Below are 16,839 nucleotides of genomic sequence, written 5' to 3'. Positions count from 1 at the left end.
CCTTTCCGCAGTGTGTCCCTCACGTGTTGCGGGCAAACACCATCTCGAGTCCACGCAGCGTGAGCCACGGCGCATGATCGGTGAAACAGCGACATTCCTCGAGCACCAACGGCGCAAGATATCCGGTCGCGATCACGTGCACGTCGGCGGACGCCACGCCGAGCTCGTCGATCATTCGGGCGACTATTCCCTCGACCTGGCTGGCGACGCCGAAAACCATTCCCGACTGCAGCGCCTCGACCGTGTTCTTGGCGATGACCGCGCGGGGTCGCAGCAATTCGACCTTGCGCAGCTGGGCGCCGCGGCGTCCGAGCGCCTCGAGGGATATCTCGATTCCCGGGGCGATCGCGCCGCCGACGTACTGCCCGCGTGCGCTCACCACGTCGAACGTGGTGGCGGTGCCGCCGAAGTCCACGACGATGGCCGGGCCGCCGTAGTCGGTCGCGGCGGCGAGCGCGTTGATGATCCGGTCCGACCCGACCTCGCGGGGGTTGTCCATGAGCACCGGTACGCCGGTGCGCACGCCCGGCTCGACCACCACGCGCTGCACGTCGGGGAAGTGGCCGGCCAGCATCTCGCGCCACTCGTGCAGCACCGCCGGGACCGTGGAGCACACCGCGATGCCGGTGACCCGGTCGAGGTCGTCCTCCAGCAGCCCCCGGAGCACCACCGCCCAGTCGTCGGCGGTACGGCGCTCCTCGGTCGCGATCCGCCAGTCGGCGACCACGTCGCCCCCCTCGAGGATGCCGAGGACGGTGTGGCTGTTGCCGATGTCGGCCGCGAGCAGGGACACGGCCTACTCCTCGCGCAGGTCCATGCCGAGGTCGAAGACCTTCACCGAGTGGGTCAGGGCACCGACCGAGATGAAGTCCACACCGGTCCCGGCCACCTCGCGGGCCCGTTCGAGGGTCAGCCCGCCGCTGGCCTCCAGGGTGGCGCGGCTGGCTCCCCGCTGCTCGACGAGGCGGACCGCCTCGGCCATCGTGGCGGTGTCCATGTTGTCGAGCAGGATCCGCTCGCAACCGGCGTCGAGCAAGTCGCAGAGCTGGTCCAGATCAGTGACCTCCACCTCGACCGGCAGGTCCGGGTAGGCCTCGCGCACCGCGCGGTACGCCGGCACCGCGCCGCCGGCCGCGACGACGTGGTTGTCCTTCACCATCGCCATGTCCGAGAGGCTGAACCGGTGGTTGACGCCACCGCCGCAGCGCACGGCGTACTTCTGGAGGGCGCGGTGGTGGGGCAGCGTCTTGCGGGTGTCGAGCACCCGGGCACGGGTGCCCTCCAGCGCCGCGACCCAGGCGGCCGTGGCCGTGGCGACCCCCGAGAGGTGGGAGGCGTAGTTGAGCGCGGTGCGCTCCGCGGTGAGCAGTCCCCGGGTCGGGCCCGCGACCCGCATCACGACGTCCCCGGGGCGGACCCCGGTGCCGTCGGGCAGCCGGTCGGTGATGGTGACCGCGTCGCCCATCACGTAGTGGAACACCATCGCGGCGACCGGGAGGCCCGCCACGACGCCCGGCTCCCGGGTCGCGAAGTCGGCCACGCCCCGGGCCGTGGCCGGGATGGTGGCGGCGCTCGTGACGTCGTCGCCCGGCAGGTCCTCGGCCACGGCCGTCACGATCGAGTCGTAGACCGCCCTGGGGTCGAGGCCGGCGGCCTCGAGCTCGGCGAGCAGGGCGCTCGGCAGGGCGTCGTACGGCGTACGGGCAGTCACGGTGGCGTCTCCTCAGACGAGGTGGTCGGTGGCCGGGGCGGGCTGGAAGCGCAGGCTCGTCTCGCCGTCGGCCATCACGGCGTCCAGGTGCCCGGCCCAGCGGTCGTCGTCGCGGTCCGGGAAGTCCTCGCGCCAGTGCGAGCCGCGCGTCTCCTCGCGCAGCGCCGCGGCGTCCGTGAGCGCCGCGCTGATCGTGAGCAGGTTGGTGGCCTCCCACGACTCCTGGCCGACCTCCTCGGCCACGGCGCCGGCCAGCTTGTCGAGCATCAGCGCGGCCTCGGCGAGCCCGTCGGCGGTGCGCAGGACGCCCACCCGGGACGTCATCACCTCCTGGAGCTCCCGGCGCACGGCGCCGGGCACCAGCCCGGCGGTCCGCGTGTCCGCCACCGGCTGCGACCAGGGGCGCAGCTCGGCCGGCAGCACGGCCGCGATGCGGCGCGAGAAGACCAGGCCCTCGAGCAGGGAGTTCGAGGCGAGCCGGTTGGCGCCGTGCACGCCCGAGCAGGCGACCTCCCCGGTGGCGTAGAGCCCGGGCACCCCGGTGCGGCCCCACAGGTCGGTGCGGACCCCGCCCGACGCGTAGTGGCAGGCCGGCGCGACCGGGATCAGCTCCGTCACCGGGTCGACACCGTGGGACCGGGCGGTGGCCAGGATGGTCGGGAACCGGCGCTCCCAGAACTCGGCGCCGAGGTGCCGCGCGTCCAGCCACATGTGCGGGCGCCCGGTCTCGTTCATCCGGCGGGTGATGGCCTTGGCGACGACGTCGCGGGGGGCGAGGTCGGCGAGCTCGTGGACGCCCTGCATGAACCGGTTCCCGTCGAAGTCGACCAGGAACGCGCCCTCGCCGCGCACCGCCTCGGAGATGAGCGGCTGCTGGCCACGGGAGTCCGGGCCGAGGTACATCACCGTGGGGTGGAACTGCACGAACTCCAGGTCGCGGAGCGGGGCACCGGCCCGCAGGGCGAGGGCCATCCCGTCGCCGGTGGCCACCGCCGGGTTCGTCGTCTGGGAGAACACCTGGCCCAGGCCGCCGCTGGCCAGGACGACGGCCCGGCAGTACACCGCGCCCACGCCGTCGCGCTGTCCCTCCCCCATCACGTGCAGGGTGACGCCGCAGACTCCACCGTCCGCGTCGAGGAGCAGGTCGACCGCGAGCGCGTGCTGGATCACCTCGATCTCGCGGGCCCGCTCGATGGCGGCGGTCAGCGCGCGCTGGATCTCGGCGCCGGTGGCGTCGCCGCCGGCGTGCGCGATCCGGTCCCGGTGGTGGCCGCCCTCGCGGGTCAGCGAAAGGACGCCGTCGGGGTCGTGGTCGAAGCGGGTGCCGAGCGCGATCAGCTCGTGGACCGAGTCGGGACCCTCGGTCACCAGGGCGTGGACGGCGTCGAGGTCGCAGGCGCCCGCTCCTGCTACGAGGGTGTCGCGCTCGTGCTGCTCCGGGGTGTCCTCGGGCCCCAGTGCGGCCGCGATGCCGCCCTGCGCCCACTGGGTCGAGCCCGCGGACAGCACGTCCTTGGTGACCACCAGGATCTTCTCGACCTGGCCGCGCAGCCGGAGCGCCGCGGTGAGCCCGGCGATGCCGGAGCCGATGACGACGACGTCGGCGGTCGTCGTCCAGCCGGGCGGCGGCGCCGTGAGGCGTCCGGGGACCCGGCGTACAGGGGCGTCAGCCATTCATGCAGGCTATCGCCCGGGAGCCGCGTCGCCGCGGACCAGACCGGTGCCGCCGAAGGTCTCGGCGGGGTCGAAGCCCGTGGCCATGATCTTGTTGTCGGCGTCGACGAAGACGACGTGCGGCTGGAAGTCCCTGGCCTCCGCGGTCTCCATCTGGCCGTAGCCGATCAGGATCACCAGGTCGCCGGGGTGGACGAGCCGGGCCGCCGCGCCGTTGATGCCGATCACGCCGGAGCCGCGCTCGCCGGCGATCGTGTAGGTCTCCAGCCGTGCACCGTTGGTGATGTCGACGATGTGGACGAGCTCCCCGGGCAGCAGGTCCGCGGCCTCCAGCAGGTCCTCGTCGACGGTCACCGAGCCGACGTAGTGCAGGTCCGCCTGGGTGACGGTGGCGCGGTGGATCTTGCTCTTCATCATGGTGCGGAGCATCAGCGGTCCTTCTGACGGTGCTCGGGCGCGGACCCGAGGGTGATGGCCATGTTGTCGATCAGGCGGGTGCCGCCCACGCGGGCGGCCACGAGGATGCGGGCCTCGGTGCCGGCGGGTGCGTCGTGGGCGAGCTCGCCGAGGTCGGCGTCGGTGAGGACGAGGTAGTCGAGGTCGACACCCACGGTCCGGCGCAGCTCGGCCCGGGCGGCGTCGAGCGCGACGTCCACGCCGTACTCCGCCACCTCCCGTGCGGCGCGCAGCGTGCGGTTCAGCGCCACCGCCTCCTGCCGCTGCTCGCCCTCGAGGTACCGGTTGCGGCTGGACAGGGCGAGCCCGTCGACCTCGCGCACGGTCGGCGCGCCGACCACCTCCACCGGCATGTTGAGGTCCAGCACCATGCGCCGGATGAGCACCAGCTGCTGGTAGTCCTTCTCGCCGAAGACGGCCACGTCGGGACGGACCAGGCCGAGCAGCTTGGCGACGACGGTGAGCACCCCGCGGAAGTGGCCGGGGCGGGTGCTGCCCTCGAGCACGGTCGCGAGCGGTCCGGGCTCGACGGTCACCTGGGGCTCGCCGCCGGGGTAGACCTCGTCGACGGACGGCGCGAACACGATGTCCACGCCCTCGCGCTCGCAGACCTTCAGGTCCTCGTCGAGCGTGCGCGGATAGCGGTCGAGGTCCTCGCCGGCGCCGAACTGCAGCGGGTTGACGAACACGGAGACGACCAGCGGCCCGTCGGCGACGCGGTCGCGGGCCACCCGCACCAGGCTGGCGTGCCCCTCGTGGAGGGCGCCCATCGTCGGCACCAGGGCGACCGACTGCCCGCCGGCGCGGGCGGGCGCCAGCAGCGCGGCGAGCTCCTCGCGGGTGCGCGCGAGGACCGGGGTGCCGGTCACTGGAGCGAGGTCCGGGCACGGGGCGCCCGGGCGGGCGCCGGGGCCACGGCCTCGTCGAGGACCAGCCGGATCTTCGCCGCCCGGATCGGCAGCAGCCGCCCGTCGGTGACCGCGCGGTCCACCGTGGCGCGGGCCAGGGCGACGTACGACGCCATGGTCTGCGGCGCGTTGGCGGCGATGTCGGCGAGGTGGCCGCGCACGGTGTTGACGTCACCCCGGACGATCGGCCCGGTCAGCGCCGCGTCGCCCTGCTCCAGCGCGTTGTCCAGCGCCGCGGCCAGCAGCGGGCGCAGGGTGCCCGCGGGGTCGTCGGCCCCGGCGGCGGCGAGGATCTCCATCGCCTCGCTGACCAGCGTGACGAGGTGGTTGGCGCCGTGGGCGAGCCCGGCGTGGTAGAGCGTGCGCATCTCCTCGGCGACCCACATCGGGCGCCCGCCCAGGTCGGCGACCAGGCGCTCGGCCATCCCGCGCTCCCCCGCGGCCGCGGTCAGGCCGAACACGCAACCGGTCAGGCGCGGCAGGTCCACGGAGGTGCCGGTGAAGGTCATCGCCGGGTGCATCGCGATCACGTGCGCGCCCACCGCGGCGGCCGGGTCGAGCACGGCCAGGCCGTGCCGCCCGGAGGTGTGCACGACGTACTGGCCCTCGTGGATCGCACCGCTGGCCGCCAGCATGGTCACCACGTTGTCGAGCATGTCGTCGGGCACGGTCAGCAGCAGCAGGTCGCAGGAGCGGGCCACCACGCTGGGCTTCTGGTTCGGGGTGCCCGGGAGCAGCTCGGCGATGCGGCGCAGGGAGGCGTCGGACTCGCCGGCGGCGGCCACCACCTCGTGTCCGGCGTCGCGGAGCGCGGCGGCCAGGACGGCGCCGACGCGGCCGGCGCCGATGACGCCGACGCGGGCGTGCGGGCTGGAGCTGTTCATGCGCGAACCTTTCGTTCCAGTCCCTCCGACGCCCTCGGGAGAGGGCCGGTGCGGGTACCGGACGTGTCTCGGTCTATGCAGTGAACACACAGTAGGACCCCGGATCTTCCCGGGGAACGGCCCCGAGGTGTGACGAGGGCGACTCTCCCCGCTGTGTTAGCCTCCCTGCCTCTGGGGGTGGCCGCCGTTCGAGCCAGTCGACGCATGCGCAGGGCTGGTCATGGAAGGAATCGCGTTGACCGAGATCGAGCCCGAGAACGGCTTCGGCGACAGGCGTTTCACGTTCTGCATCGGCGGTACCCAGAAGTCCGGGACGAGCACCCTGTCGGTGATGCTCGACAAGCACCGGATGATCCAGCGCGCTCCTCGCAAGGAGATGCACTACTTCGACGACGAGACCCGGGACTGGGCCAGCGGGGACTTCTCCGACTTCACGGTGCCGGCCAAGCGGGACCGCAAGCAGCTCCTCGGTGACGCGACGCCGCTCTACCTGTGGTGGCCCCGGGCCCTCGAGCGGATCCGGGCCTACAACCCGGACATGTTGATGATCGCGATCTTCCGGGATCCCGTCGAGCGGCTGTTCTCCCAGTGGGTGATGAACGTCAACCGCTGGCCGAACGTCGCGCCGGACTGGCCGGAGTTCCTCACCCGGTTCGCGCCGAGCGGCCTGGAGGACCGGATCCCCGAGCGGGTGGACGTCGCGGGCTACCGGATGAACTCCGGGATCGTGCGCGGCTACTACGGCGCCCAGCTCGAGCACGGCTACTCCGTGCTGGGCGAGGAGCAGTTCCACGTGATGGAGTTCCGCTCGTTCCTCAAGGACTACCAGACCCACCTGGACCGGATCACCCAGTTCCTGGGCATCCACGCCTTCCGCAAGTACCCCGACCTGCCCAACGCGTTCCCGGGCAAGCCGACGGTGATCGGGACCGCGCCCACCGGCGCGGACATCAACCACCTCGTCGACGTCTACCGTGCGGACTTCGCGAAGTTCAAGAAGCTCTCCGGTCTCGACGTGTCCGCCTGGCCGCTCCAGCGGCTGCTGGACGGGGACCTGGACCCCGACGAGCTCGCCGCGCAGTACGCCAAGAAGGTCGTGGCCACCCCGACCCACGACTGAACGCCGAGGCGTGGTCAGCGGGGGGCTGCGGACGCCTTGTCGGCAGCCTTGGGGACCGAGGTGAGCTCCTCGGCGAAGCCCGGGCGCTGGTCGACGGGCACGGTGATCGGGCGCTGCTGGCGCGGCAGCCACGACTGGGTGACGTAGGTGATCACGTGGTCGTAGTCCGCGGGCGCCTCGATCCGGACGACGCCCTCGATCTCGTCGGCGCGACCCTCCTTCAGCGCGTGGAAGACCTCCCACTCGCGCAGCTTGCGCATCGTGCGGGGGGTGGCGCCGAACGCGTCCGGGCCGACCCAGTGGTCGAACTCGTCGCTGTCGAGGTACTTCAGCTCCACGCACAGCCCCTCGGGGAGGCGGACCCGGCGCGCCTGGCGCGGCACCATCCGCATCTCCCACTCGTAGGCCTTCACGTGCCGGTACGCCTCGCCCATCGGGAAGACGTACTCCTCCACGTTGATCATGTAGACGTCGAGGTAGGCGACCCGGTCGCTCTCCACGAACAGCGGGTGCCGCGGCATGGCGATGACCGCCTCCACGCTCTCCAGCTGCCACGAGAGGTCGGCGTACGTCTCGATGCCCTCGCGGGTCAGGACCATGTCGCCGTCCCACTTCATGGAGTAGGCCGTGTCCACGTGCGCGAAGGACCAGTTGTAGAAGTAGGCGAGGTTGTGCACCGACGCCTCGGGGGTCGCGAGGTGCTCCGCCCCGCAGCGGCTCACGTCGAAGGGGTACGCCGTGACGGTGAGCCGGTCCGCGGCGCCCGACTCCTCGGCCACCCGGCGGGCGACGTCGGGGGTGCCGTCGTCCGACTGGTTGTCGACGACCACCACGTGCTGGACCGCCTCGAAGAGCGGCGGCAGCACCCACGGCAGGCTGCGGGCCTCGTTCTTCACCCGCAGGACCGAGGTGACGCCCGGCTTCTGGGCGCGGAAGTCGCGGGGCCACGACACGTCGAAGTCGTGGAGCTCCTCGAGGTTGGACAGCAGCAGGTGGTTGTCGGTCATCGCTCACTCACCTCGGTTCTGGAGCCTGCGCTTCACCCGGCCACCGACCCGGCGGGTCCGCAGGTAGCCCTTGCGCATCGGGGACGCGGCTTCGTACGCCGCGGCGGCGTCGGCCTCGGCCTGGGCGGCGCGGGCCTGGCGCGTGGCGCGCAGGAAGGCGGGACCGGCGGCGGTCACGCTGGAGTTGGCGAACGCCTCGGCGTCGGCGTAGAGCGCGCCGTAGCGGTGGCGGAGCTCGTCGAGCGCCGCGTGGACGTCGGCGGTGTCGCCGCCCGGCTCGGCCAGCAGGTTCAGCTGGTCCCAGGTCGCCTGGGCGACGTCACGCAGGTTGTCGGGCACGGAGAGGTCGTCCCAGGTGGCGCGCACGCGGCGCATCTGCGGGTCCACGAACCCGTGGACCTCCTGCATCTTGCCGGTGCCGGCGTCGGCCACCTCGCGCAGGTCGAGCTCCTCGCCGACCCGGACGACCGTCTTGGTCCAGTCGTCCAGCAGGTCGTGGTAGCGGACGAACGCCCGGGACGAGCCGCGGGTGGCCCGCTCGGTGCACAGCATCACGTTGACCCAGCCCGCGAGGCGGCTGATGTCGCCCTGCCGGCCGCCGTAGTAGGCGTTCTTGCTGCCGACCACCTCGGCCGGCGGGCGCAGCATGGTGATGGTGCTCGTCGAGGCCCCGGAGCGCACGGCGGCCACCCGCCACAGGCCCAGGAACCAGGAGATCCTGGGGTCCTTGATCACCAGGGAGTCGGCCGTCGTGAACTCCTGCTCGAGCCAGGCCGTCAGCTCGGAGCGGTTGAGCTCACGGGTGCCGGCGCGGCCGGTGTCGAACCAGGCGCTCGGCCGGGCGTCGGCCGTCTGGACGATGGTTCGCTTCAGCAACGTCTCGTGGAAGTCGACGACCCAGCGCGGCTCACCGAAGCCCTTGGGGTTGGTCGCGTCGGCGACCACCTCGGGCTCGGGGACGGTCATGCCCATCTGCTTCAGGATCCCGGCCATCAGGCTGGTCCCGCTGCGCCCGGAGCCCGCCACGAGGACGACCTTGCGCTGCGTGTCCGTGGGGCCCGGGGTCGACGACATCGCCAGGTCCTCGTCGGTCAGCTTCTCCGACTCTGGTTCTGCCGGAACCTGTTCGAGCATCGACTCGACCTCCATCAAGCGCTGTTGGGGAGCGTGGGTGGCACAGGGCAAGGGGGGTGCCGGTGGCTCAGGATAGCCCGACAGCCCCCTCCCGGGCCCAACCGGCGGCTCCGGTGGAACCGCCTCGTGCGCGCGCCGCCGCCCGGAGTGGCTAGCATCGCTCCATGCTGCCGGACCCCTCGTCACCCCAGATCGCGTCGGACGACCCGGCACCCACGAGGCGTCTGGTCCTCGTCGCCGGAGCCGGCCGCTCGGGCACGAGCACCGTGGCCGGCATCCTGCAGCGCCTCGGCCTGGTGGTGCCGGCCCCCGAGGTCGTCTCGGACGAGACCAACCCCAAGGGGTTCTCCGAGTCCCAGTGGGTCGTGGACTTCCATGACGACCTGCTCATGCACGCGAACGTCCAGGTCTCCGACGCCCGCCCGGACGCCTGGACCCGGACCAGCGCCTTCGCGGAGCGGCCCGGCGCCACGCGGCTGCTCACCGGATGGCTGGAGGAGCAGTTCTCCCAGGCCGACCAGGTGCTCATCAAGGATCCGCGCCTCTCCTGGTTCCTCCCGCTGTGGACCACGATCGCGCGCCGGGTCGGCGCGGAGCCGTCGTTCATCACCATGCTGCGACCGCCCGCCGAGATCGTCGGCAGCAAGCGCACCTACTACAACAGCTTCCTGCAGGACGCCCACGGCGTCGCGGCCTGGCTGAACATGCTGCTCAACACCGAGCGGGCCACCCGGGGCTCTGCCCGGTCGTTCGTCCGCTATCACGACCTGCTCGGCGACTGGGAGCCCACCATCACCAGGATCGGCGCCGACCTGACGCTGCCCCGGCTCGAGCACCTGACCCCCGCCGACCGCGAGGTGGTCGACGGTTTCGTCGACCCCGCCCTGCGTCGGGTCAGCCTGACGTGGGACGACCTCGACCTGCCGGACCGGCTCGCGACGATGGCGCGCGGCGCCTGGGAGGCCCTCGACGCGCTCCCCGACGTGGGCGAGGACGCCGGGGCGGTGACCGCCCGGCTCGACGAGATCCACGAGCAGTACGCCGCGTACTACCTCGAGTCCGAGGGGGTCTCCCGCTCCTCGGTCATCGCCGTCCGGCAGGCCGCCGAGCGCGCCCGGAAGCAGGAGCCGGCCCCGGTTCCGGCGCCGACCGGGATCCGGGGGTTCGCGGTCAGCGCTGCCCGCCGGGTCCCGCCCTCGGTGCGCAGGCTGGTCCCGGCTCCGGCACGGGCCCGCGTGCGGGCCCGGCTGACCCCGGGTGGCGCACCCTCCGGCACCGGCCCGGGACCGCGTCCGTAGGTCCGGGGATGGCCAACCTGCTCCGGCGGCTGACGAGGCGCGCGGCCGCGGAGGACGCCGCCTCCTCGGCGCTCCTGACCGTGGTCGTGCCGGCCTACGAGGTCGAGGCGTACCTCGCCGAGTGCCTCGAGAGCATCCTCGCCCAGTCGCACCGCGCCCTGGAGGTCATCGTCGTCGACGACGGCTCGACCGACGGCACCGGTGCCATCGCGGACCGGATCGCCGCACGCGACCACCGGGTCCGGGTCGTGCACCAGGCGAACGCCGGCCTCGGCGCGGCCCGGAACGCCGGCACGCTGCTGGCCACCGGCGACTACCTCACGTTCGCGGACAGTGACGACCTGGTGTGCCCGGGCGCCTACGCCCTGCTCGTGGGCACGCTCGAACGCACCGGTTCGGACCTCGCGGTCGGCGCGGTGGAGCGCTTCGACGGGCAGCGCAGCTTCATGACCCCGCTGATGCGGGAGAACCACGAGCGGTCGTCGTACGCCGCCACGGTCGAGGACCAACCGCTGATGCTGGCCGACGTCTTCGCGTGGAACAAGGTCTTCCGGCGCTCGTTCTGGGACGCGGCGGGGCTGTCCTTCCCCGTCGACGTGCGCTACGAGGACCAGCCGGCGCTGACCCGGGCGCTGGTCGGGGCGACGGCCTTCGACGTCCTCGCCGACCCGGTGTACCGGTGGCGGATCCGGTCGGACGGGACGTCGATCAGCCAGCAGCGCGGCGACCTCCGGGACCTGTCGGACCGGATCCTGACGAAGCGGTGGAGCACCGCGACCGTGCTGGAGCGGGCCTCGGAGCCGACCCGCACCGTGTGGTTCGCCCGGGTGCTGCCGATCGACATGTGGGAGTACTTCCGGGCGGTTCCCGGCTGCTCCGAGGAGTACTGGTCGCTGCTGCGGGAGGGTGTCGAGGAGTTCTGGGGCCCCGAGACCGTCCCTTTCGAGCGCACGGTGCTGCCGTGGCGGCAGCGCATGATGGGGTGGCTGGTGGCCCGCGGCCTGCGCGCGGAGCTGGAGGACTTCCTCGCATTCCTCGACCGGCACCCCGACGGGCTGCCCCGCCGGGTGGTCGGCGGCCACGAAGTGGTGGACCACCCGGTCAGCGACCGGCCGGACCTGCCCGAGGAGCTGCGCAGGCCCTGAGCCGGTCGGTGACTCAGACCAGGCCCTCCTGGGTGAGGAAGTCGTGGGCGACGTCCTCGGGCTTCTCCCGGTCCACGGCCACCCGGCCGTTGAGCTCGGTCAGCTTCTCGGTCGTGAGCGCGGCCATCAGCGGGTTGAGCACATCGGCGACGTCCGGGTGCGCGTCGAGGAAGTCCGTGCCCACCGCCGGCACCAGGTTCTGGGCCGGCTGGATCTTCTTGTCGTCGTCGAGCACGACGAGGCCCTGGGAGGACAGCGTGCCGTCGGTGGTGCTGGTCTCGCCCAGCTCGGACTCCCCGTCGAGCACCGACTGGTAGGTCTGGTCAGAGGCATAGCCGAGCGGCAGCACCTTGGTGATGTCGATGCCGTAGTCGTCGGACAGGCCGCCCTCGCAGTCGAGCCGGCCCTCGCAGTCGGGGTTGGCGGCCAGCACGACCGACTTGCCCTTGAGGTCGGACAGCTTGGTGACGCCCTCGGACTCGGAGTAGTCCTTGGTCACGAAGAAGGCGTTGGTGTCGGTGGCCGTGGAGAGGTCGAGCAGCGTGATGCCCTTGTCGTCGAGCAGGGACTTGCCCTGCTGGGCGAGCTCCTGGCCGTCGCCGGCCTCGAACGGCTTGGCGTCGGCGCCGTTCGCATCGGCGTTGAGCTGGTTGACGATGCCGCCGACGTACTCGGGGACCACGTCGATGGTCTTCGGGAAGGTGCCGATGTAGGCCGCGCGGGAGTCGACCAGCTTGACGTCGGTGTCGTAGCCGGCGTTGGTGAGCAGCTCGTCGTACATCGCGGCGACCAGGGTGGCCTCGCCGAAGTTCTGCCCCGCGATGTGCACGGTGCCCTTGTCAGCCGAGCCCGTCGAGGCGTTGTCGTCGGACGCGGAGCCCGACACGTCGTCACTGGCGCAGGCGCCGGCGAGGAGGAGCGAGCCGACGGCGAGCACCGCGGCGAGAGAGCGTCGTACCTGCATGGCGTCCAACCTTCTGTGTCCCGCGGCCCTCGCCGCGCGTGTCCGGATGTGGGCGGCCCCGAGCCACCCTCAGCTGCCGACAGGCTCGGCCGCTTGGTCCACAGTACGGGCCGGGGTCGACGGGCCGCGCCCGCGACTGCGTGACGGTCCGGCGGGCGTGGGGTCCACGGCGCGCTGCACGGTGCCCGCCAGGAGCTCGAGCAGGAGCGCGACGACGGCCACGACGACGGCGCCCGCGATGCCCTTGGCGTAGTTGGAGCGGAAGAAGCCGTCGGTGATCACCCGGCCTAGACCAGGGCCCGCGACCAGCGCCGCGATCGTTGCCGTCGCCCAGACCTGGACCAGCGCGAGCCGGACGCCCGACATGACGAGGGGGAGGGCGAGCGGCAGCTCGACCCGCGTGAACTTCTGCAGCCCGGTCATGCCCATCCCGTCGGCGGCCTGGCGCACGTCGGCGGGCACCTCGCGCACCGCCACGTAGGCGTTGGTGATGATCGGCGGCAGCGCGAACAGCGCCAGCGCGATCAGCGTCGCCAGGCCGGCGCGACCGTACGGGCCGAAGGTCGTCACACCGGGGAAGTCCGCGGTGACCAGCAGCGCCAGCAACGCGAACGTCGGCACCGCCCGGCCGACGTTGGAGATGTTGATGGCCAGGAAGCCGCCGCGGCCGAGGTGGCCCAGCCACAACGCCACGGGCAGCCCCGCGGCCACCGCGATGGCGAGCGCGGTGACGCTGAGCAGCAGCTGCTGGACGAGCAGCTGGAGCAGGCCGTCATCGCCCTGCCAGTGCGACCAGTCGGTGAGGTAGGCCCAGGTGTCGAGGAAGATCATGCGCGTGCACCTCGCGTCCACGGGGTCATCAGCCACTGCAGCACCACGATGAGCACGTCCAGGAGGACGGCGAGGACGACGCACAGGACGGCGGCGGTGAGCAGCTCGGCGCGGAAGTTCGTGAGCACACCATCCTTGATCAGGTTCCCGAGACCGCCGTACGCGACCAGCGAGCCGACCGTCGTCAGCGCCACCGTCGACACCGTGGCGACCCGCAGCCCCGCCATGATCACCGGCAGCGCGAGCGGCAGCTCGACCCTGACCAGCAGCCTGCCGGCGCCGTACCCCAGGCCGGTGGCGGACTCGCGCACGTCGGCGGGCACCGAGCGGAGCCCCTCGAGCATGCTGCGCACCAGCACCGTCAGGGCGTAGAGCGCGAGGCCGATGATGACCGTGGTGGCGGTGAGACCGGTGAACGGCACCAGCAGCGGGAAGAGCGCGAGCGACGGGATCGTGTAGATGCCCGTGCTCACCGCGAGGATCGAGGACTCCAGCCGCGGGAAGCGCCGGGCGACGAGTGCCATCGGGAAGGCGATGAGGACGCCGAGGACGACGGCGGCGATGGTGATCTGGAGGTGCTGGGTGGTGGCGTCGACGATCTCGCTCTGCCGGTCCCGGACGTACTGCATGCAGAACCACTCGTTGGTGAGCCTGCTGTAGCAGCTCGGCTCACCGGAGGTGGCCGCGTGCGCGAGTAGGGTCACCGCATGGACGTTACCGGCTCCCCCGACGCCAGGGCCTCCGACCGGTCCGCGCCCGAGCCGATGATCCGGCTCCGGGGAGTCGGCAAGACGTACGCCGACGGGACCGTCGCGGTCCACGAGCTCGACCTCGAGGTCGGCCGGGGCGAGCTGGTGTGCCTGGTGGGCCCCTCGGGCTGCGGCAAGTCGACCACGCTGAAGATGATCAACCGCCTGATCGAGCCGACCACGGGCACGATCGAGATCGACGGCCGCGACGTCACGGCCCAGGACCCGGTCGAGCTGCGCCGCGGGATCGGCTACGTCATCCAGCAGGTGGGCCTGTTCCCGCACCAGAAGATCGTCACGAACGTGATGACGGTGCCGCTGCTGTACGGCGAGTCGCGGGCGAAGGCGCGGGCGCGGGCCCACGAGCTGATGGACCTGGTCGGCCTCGACCCCGCGACGTACGCCGACCGCTACCCGCACCAGCTCTCGGGCGGCGAGCAGCAGCGGGTCGGCGTGGCGCGGGCCCTGGCCGCGGACCCGCCGGTGCTGCTCATGGACGAGCCGTTCGGGGCCGTGGACCCCGTGGTGCGGGTGCGGCTGCAGGACGAGTTCCTGCGCCTGCAGCACGAGCTCGGGAAGACCGTGGTGCTGGTCACCCACGACATCGACGAGGCGGTCCGCATGGGCGACCGGGTCGCGATCTTCGCCGGCGGCGGGCGCCTGGCGCAGTACGCCTCCCCCGCCGACCTGCTCGGCCGGCCGGCCGACGACTTCGTGTCCGACTTCGTCGGCTCGACCCGCGGGCTGCGCCGGCTCGCGGTGACGCCGATCGACCCCGCCCACCTCGAACCGCTCGACGGCGTACGCACCGGCGACCTCGGCGCCGCCATCGACGTCGCCTCCACGCTGGAGGAGGCGCTCGCCGTGCTGCTGCGCGATGACAAGCCGATGGTGGCCGTGAAGCAGGGCGCGCAGTTCGTCGGCGTGCTCACCCCCAACGGCATCCACCGGGCGCTGCGGGCCTCGCTGGCGGAGTGAGGGCGGGCACTTTCACCGGGCGGGGAAAGTGGCACTCGTCAGGGGGAGGACCACCTGACCAGTTCCCCTTTCCCCTGACCAGTGGGACGCGGCGGGTCCTGCGGCAGGTGCCGAGTCGGGTGGTCGCTACGCGCGCGGCGGGATCACCGGTACGTCGCGGTGCCAGGACTCGGTGACGTACTTCGTCTTCCAGCCCATCGAGGTGTAGAGCCCGGCCGCGCCGGTGGGTGAGTCGGCGTCGACCTCGAGCCCGACCCGGTCCCGGCCGCGGGCCGCGGCGTCGGCGATGATCGTGCGCAGCAGCCCCTTGGCGACCCCGCGTCCGCGCGCCGCCTCGAGCACGCCGAGGTAGGAGACGTAGGAGCCGTCCGGGCCCGAGGAGCTCTCGCTGACGGTGCCCACCAGGGCCCCCACCGGTTGCGGGGTCTCGCCCTCGGTCAGCTCCGCGAGCCACCAGTGGTCCCAGCGGTGGCCGGGGTCCTCACGAAGCCGGAACAGGAACTCCTCGAAGGTCTCCTCGCTGGAGTTGAAGTGGTCGACGAACGCGCCCTCGAGGACCTCGTGGACCTCGCGCAGGTCACCCTCGTCCGGCATGCCGCCGCCGGCACGACGGACCAGGCGGAAGACCACGCCGTCCTGCTCCCAGTGGTCCGGCGAGCCGGTGAGGGACGCCTCGTCCGGGGTCACCGGGCGGCTCATCTGCCACCAGGTGCGCACCCGCTTGAAGCCCGCGCCCGCGAGCCAGGCGTGCTGGCGCTCGTCGTCTGCGAAGGCCCCGGTGTCGATCTGCTGGGTCTCCAGGCCCCTGGCGGCGCCGACCGCCCGAGCCTGGCCGACCGCCCACTCGACGAGGACGTCCGAGCACTTCTCCTCGAGGTCGTCCGGCAGGCCGCGCTCGACGATGTGGACGAACAGCATCCGCCCCACCGAGCGGTCGTGGACGCTGCCCCAGGCGCGGATCTCGCCGGAGGCATCGCGGACGACGACGTTCTCGCGCATCCGCAGGCCGTGCTCGGAGACCTCGACGAGGACGTCGTCCACGCCGGCGCCGGCCCAGCCGCGGCCGTGCCGCTCGTGTGCACGCAGCAGGTGGGTCAGGCGGGCGACGTCGAAGCGGTCGGCGGGGTCCGGAGTGCCGACCTCCCAGCCCTCGGGCAGGCCGGGGTCGGTGCCGAGCTCCGATCGGATGACGAAGTCAGGGTCGCTCTCGAAACGGGAGTCCTCGGGGATCACGATCGTCGATTCTGCCGTAGTGCCCGGAAAGGCGGCGACCCGCCCACAGGAAACTGCGGGCGGGTCGAGGTCGCTACGACGTCGACAAGCGACGGGTCGGCGTGCGTACGACGCCGACACGCGACGGGTCGATCAGGCGTGGCGGCGTGCCGGGGCGGTCTGCCAGGCGAGGAGCTCGGCCTTGAGGACGTCGAGCTCTCCCTCGAGCTCGGCGACCCGGACGATCGCCTCCGCGGCACGCTGCTCGGCCTCGTCGAGGCGCTCGGACTTCTCGAGACCCTCACGCTCGGCGACGTCGGCCCGTCGGGCCTCCGCGTTCATCTTGCGGGTGGCCTCGGCGGCGCGCTTCTGGGCCGAGGTCAGCGCGACCTCGAGCTCCCCGATCGCCGACTCGTGGGACGCGATCCGCGACTCCATCGTCTCGGCGAAGGCGGCGTGCTCGGCGGTGCGGGCCACGGTGAGGTCACGGTAGGCCTGCGCCTGCTCCGCACGGTCACGTGCCGCCTCGCGGCGCGTCTCCATCAGCTCGGAGTGCGTGATGCGGGTGGCGGCGGCGCCCAGGGCGACACCGAGCCCGGCGGCGAGCACGAGGACCAGCCACGAGCTGCTGACGACGGCGCCGGTGACGAGCAGAGCCGCGACCACGAGGAGTGCGACAGCGACGGTGAGCCGGACGCTCCGCTGCCGGCGACGGGCCTTGGGAGCCCGGCCGGAGGGGGCAGGAGACGACGGGGAAGGCATGAATAG

Annotated in this window: 17 protein-coding genes; 4 read left to right on the top strand and 13 right to left on the bottom strand. The window is 72.4% G+C overall.

Features of this window, described 5'->3' with window-relative positions; all coding sequences use genetic code 11:
- Nucleotides 1-19 precede the first annotated feature (19 nt).
- From ABD268_RS13745 to ABD268_RS13720, 6 genes are read right to left on the bottom strand one after another with little or no spacing between them, the layout of a single operon-like run.
- Entirely contained in the window at nt 20-793 is a 774-nt protein-coding gene (locus ABD268_RS13745; RefSeq protein ID WP_344153047.1) for a type III pantothenate kinase, read from the bottom strand.
- 3 nt (nt 794-796) lie between these two features.
- A complete protein-coding gene (gene nadC, locus ABD268_RS13740; RefSeq protein WP_344153042.1) occupies nt 797-1,711 on the bottom strand; it encodes a carboxylating nicotinate-nucleotide diphosphorylase in 915 nt (304 codons plus the stop codon).
- Nucleotides 1,712-1,723: 12 nt separating this feature from the next.
- The gene (locus ABD268_RS13735) at nt 1,724-3,385 is read right to left on the bottom strand and encodes an L-aspartate oxidase (RefSeq protein WP_344153039.1); all 1,662 of its coding nucleotides are present in this window, start codon (nt 3,383-3,385) and stop codon (nt 1,724-1,726) included.
- 9 nt (nt 3,386-3,394) lie between these two features.
- Nucleotides 3,395-3,814, bottom strand: a complete 420-nt coding sequence (gene panD, locus ABD268_RS13730; protein WP_344153037.1) for an aspartate 1-decarboxylase — start codon at nt 3,812-3,814, stop codon at nt 3,395-3,397.
- Nucleotides 3,814-4,710: a pantoate--beta-alanine ligase gene (gene panC / locus ABD268_RS13725; RefSeq protein ID WP_344153035.1), complete on the bottom strand. Its 897-nt coding sequence runs from the start codon at nt 4,708-4,710 to the stop codon at nt 3,814-3,816. The genes panD and panC overlap by 1 nt, the downstream gene beginning before the upstream one ends.
- Nucleotides 4,707-5,633, bottom strand: coding sequence for a Rossmann-like and DUF2520 domain-containing protein (locus tag ABD268_RS13720; RefSeq protein WP_344153033.1), 927 nt, complete (start codon nt 5,631-5,633; stop codon nt 4,707-4,709). The genes panC and ABD268_RS13720 overlap by 4 nt, the downstream gene beginning before the upstream one ends.
- 235 nt (nt 5,634-5,868) lie before the next feature.
- Here ABD268_RS13720 and ABD268_RS13715 point away from each other — a divergent pair, with 235 nt between their 5' ends.
- Entirely contained in the window at nt 5,869-6,753 is an 885-nt protein-coding gene (locus ABD268_RS13715; protein WP_344153031.1) for a sulfotransferase family protein, read from the top strand.
- Nucleotides 6,754-6,767: 14 nt separating this feature from the next.
- Here ABD268_RS13715 and ABD268_RS13710 read toward each other — a convergent pair whose 3' ends face one another.
- Both ABD268_RS13710 and ABD268_RS13705 read right to left on the bottom strand, forming a co-directional pair.
- Nucleotides 6,768-7,760, bottom strand: coding sequence for a glycosyltransferase family 2 protein (locus tag ABD268_RS13710; RefSeq protein WP_344153029.1), 993 nt, complete (start codon nt 7,758-7,760; stop codon nt 6,768-6,770).
- A 3-nt stretch (nt 7,761-7,763) separates the two neighbouring features.
- Nucleotides 7,764-8,894, bottom strand: coding sequence for a sulfotransferase family protein (locus tag ABD268_RS13705; protein WP_344153026.1), 1,131 nt, complete (start codon nt 8,892-8,894; stop codon nt 7,764-7,766).
- 164 nt (nt 8,895-9,058) lie between these two features.
- Between ABD268_RS13705 and ABD268_RS13700 the strand changes: the two genes are divergently transcribed.
- Together ABD268_RS13700 and ABD268_RS13695 are read left to right on the top strand one after the other, a co-directional pair.
- Entirely contained in the window at nt 9,059-10,192 is a 1,134-nt protein-coding gene (locus tag ABD268_RS13700; protein ID WP_344153023.1) for a sulfotransferase family protein, read from the top strand.
- A gap of 8 nt (nt 10,193-10,200) precedes the next feature.
- Nucleotides 10,201-11,337 (top strand): glycosyltransferase family 2 protein, encoded by a 1,137-nt coding sequence (locus tag ABD268_RS13695; protein WP_344153020.1) that lies wholly within the window; start codon nt 10,201-10,203, stop codon nt 11,335-11,337.
- 13 nt (nt 11,338-11,350) lie between these two features.
- Here the strand turns inward: ABD268_RS13695 and ABD268_RS13690 are convergent, their stop codons facing one another.
- The 3 genes from ABD268_RS13690 to ABD268_RS13680 all read right to left on the bottom strand — a co-directional run bounded on the left by ABD268_RS13690 (nt 11,351) and on the right by ABD268_RS13680 (nt 13,836).
- A complete protein-coding gene (locus tag ABD268_RS13690; protein WP_344153017.1) occupies nt 11,351-12,301 on the bottom strand; it encodes an ABC transporter substrate-binding protein in 951 nt (316 codons plus the stop codon).
- Nucleotides 12,302-12,370: 69 nt separating this feature from the next.
- Complete coding sequence (locus ABD268_RS13685) at nt 12,371-13,132, bottom strand: ABC transporter permease (RefSeq protein ID WP_344153014.1); 762 nt, start codon at nt 13,130-13,132, stop codon at nt 12,371-12,373.
- A complete protein-coding gene (locus ABD268_RS13680) occupies nt 13,129-13,836 on the bottom strand; it encodes an ABC transporter permease (protein ID WP_344153011.1) in 708 nt (235 codons plus the stop codon). Before ABD268_RS13680 ends, ABD268_RS13685 begins: the two co-directional genes overlap by 4 nt.
- 3 nt (nt 13,837-13,839) lie before the next feature.
- On the opposite strand from ABD268_RS13680, the gene ABD268_RS13675 reads away from it, so the two are divergent.
- On the top strand, nt 13,840-14,859 hold the full coding sequence (locus ABD268_RS13675) for an ABC transporter ATP-binding protein (RefSeq protein WP_425573725.1): 1,020 nt from the start codon (nt 13,840-13,842) through the stop codon (nt 14,857-14,859).
- 126 nt (nt 14,860-14,985) lie between these two features.
- On the opposite strand, the gene ABD268_RS13670 is transcribed toward ABD268_RS13675, so the two are convergent.
- Both ABD268_RS13670 and ABD268_RS13665 read right to left on the bottom strand, forming a co-directional pair.
- Nucleotides 14,986-16,092, bottom strand: a complete 1,107-nt coding sequence (locus ABD268_RS13670) for a GNAT family N-acetyltransferase (RefSeq protein WP_344153008.1) — start codon at nt 16,090-16,092, stop codon at nt 14,986-14,988.
- Between the two features lie 132 nt (nt 16,093-16,224).
- Complete coding sequence (locus ABD268_RS13665; RefSeq protein WP_344153005.1) at nt 16,225-16,833, bottom strand: hypothetical protein; 609 nt, start codon at nt 16,831-16,833, stop codon at nt 16,225-16,227.
- Between the last annotated feature and the right edge of the window lie 6 nt (nt 16,834-16,839).

The organism is Nocardioides koreensis (assembly GCF_039531775.1).
GTDB classification, from domain to species: domain Bacteria; phylum Actinomycetota; class Actinomycetes; order Propionibacteriales; family Nocardioidaceae; genus Nocardioides; species Nocardioides koreensis.
The sequence above is the reverse complement of the archived record's forward strand: the minus strand, read 5'-3'. Positions and strand labels throughout refer to the sequence as shown.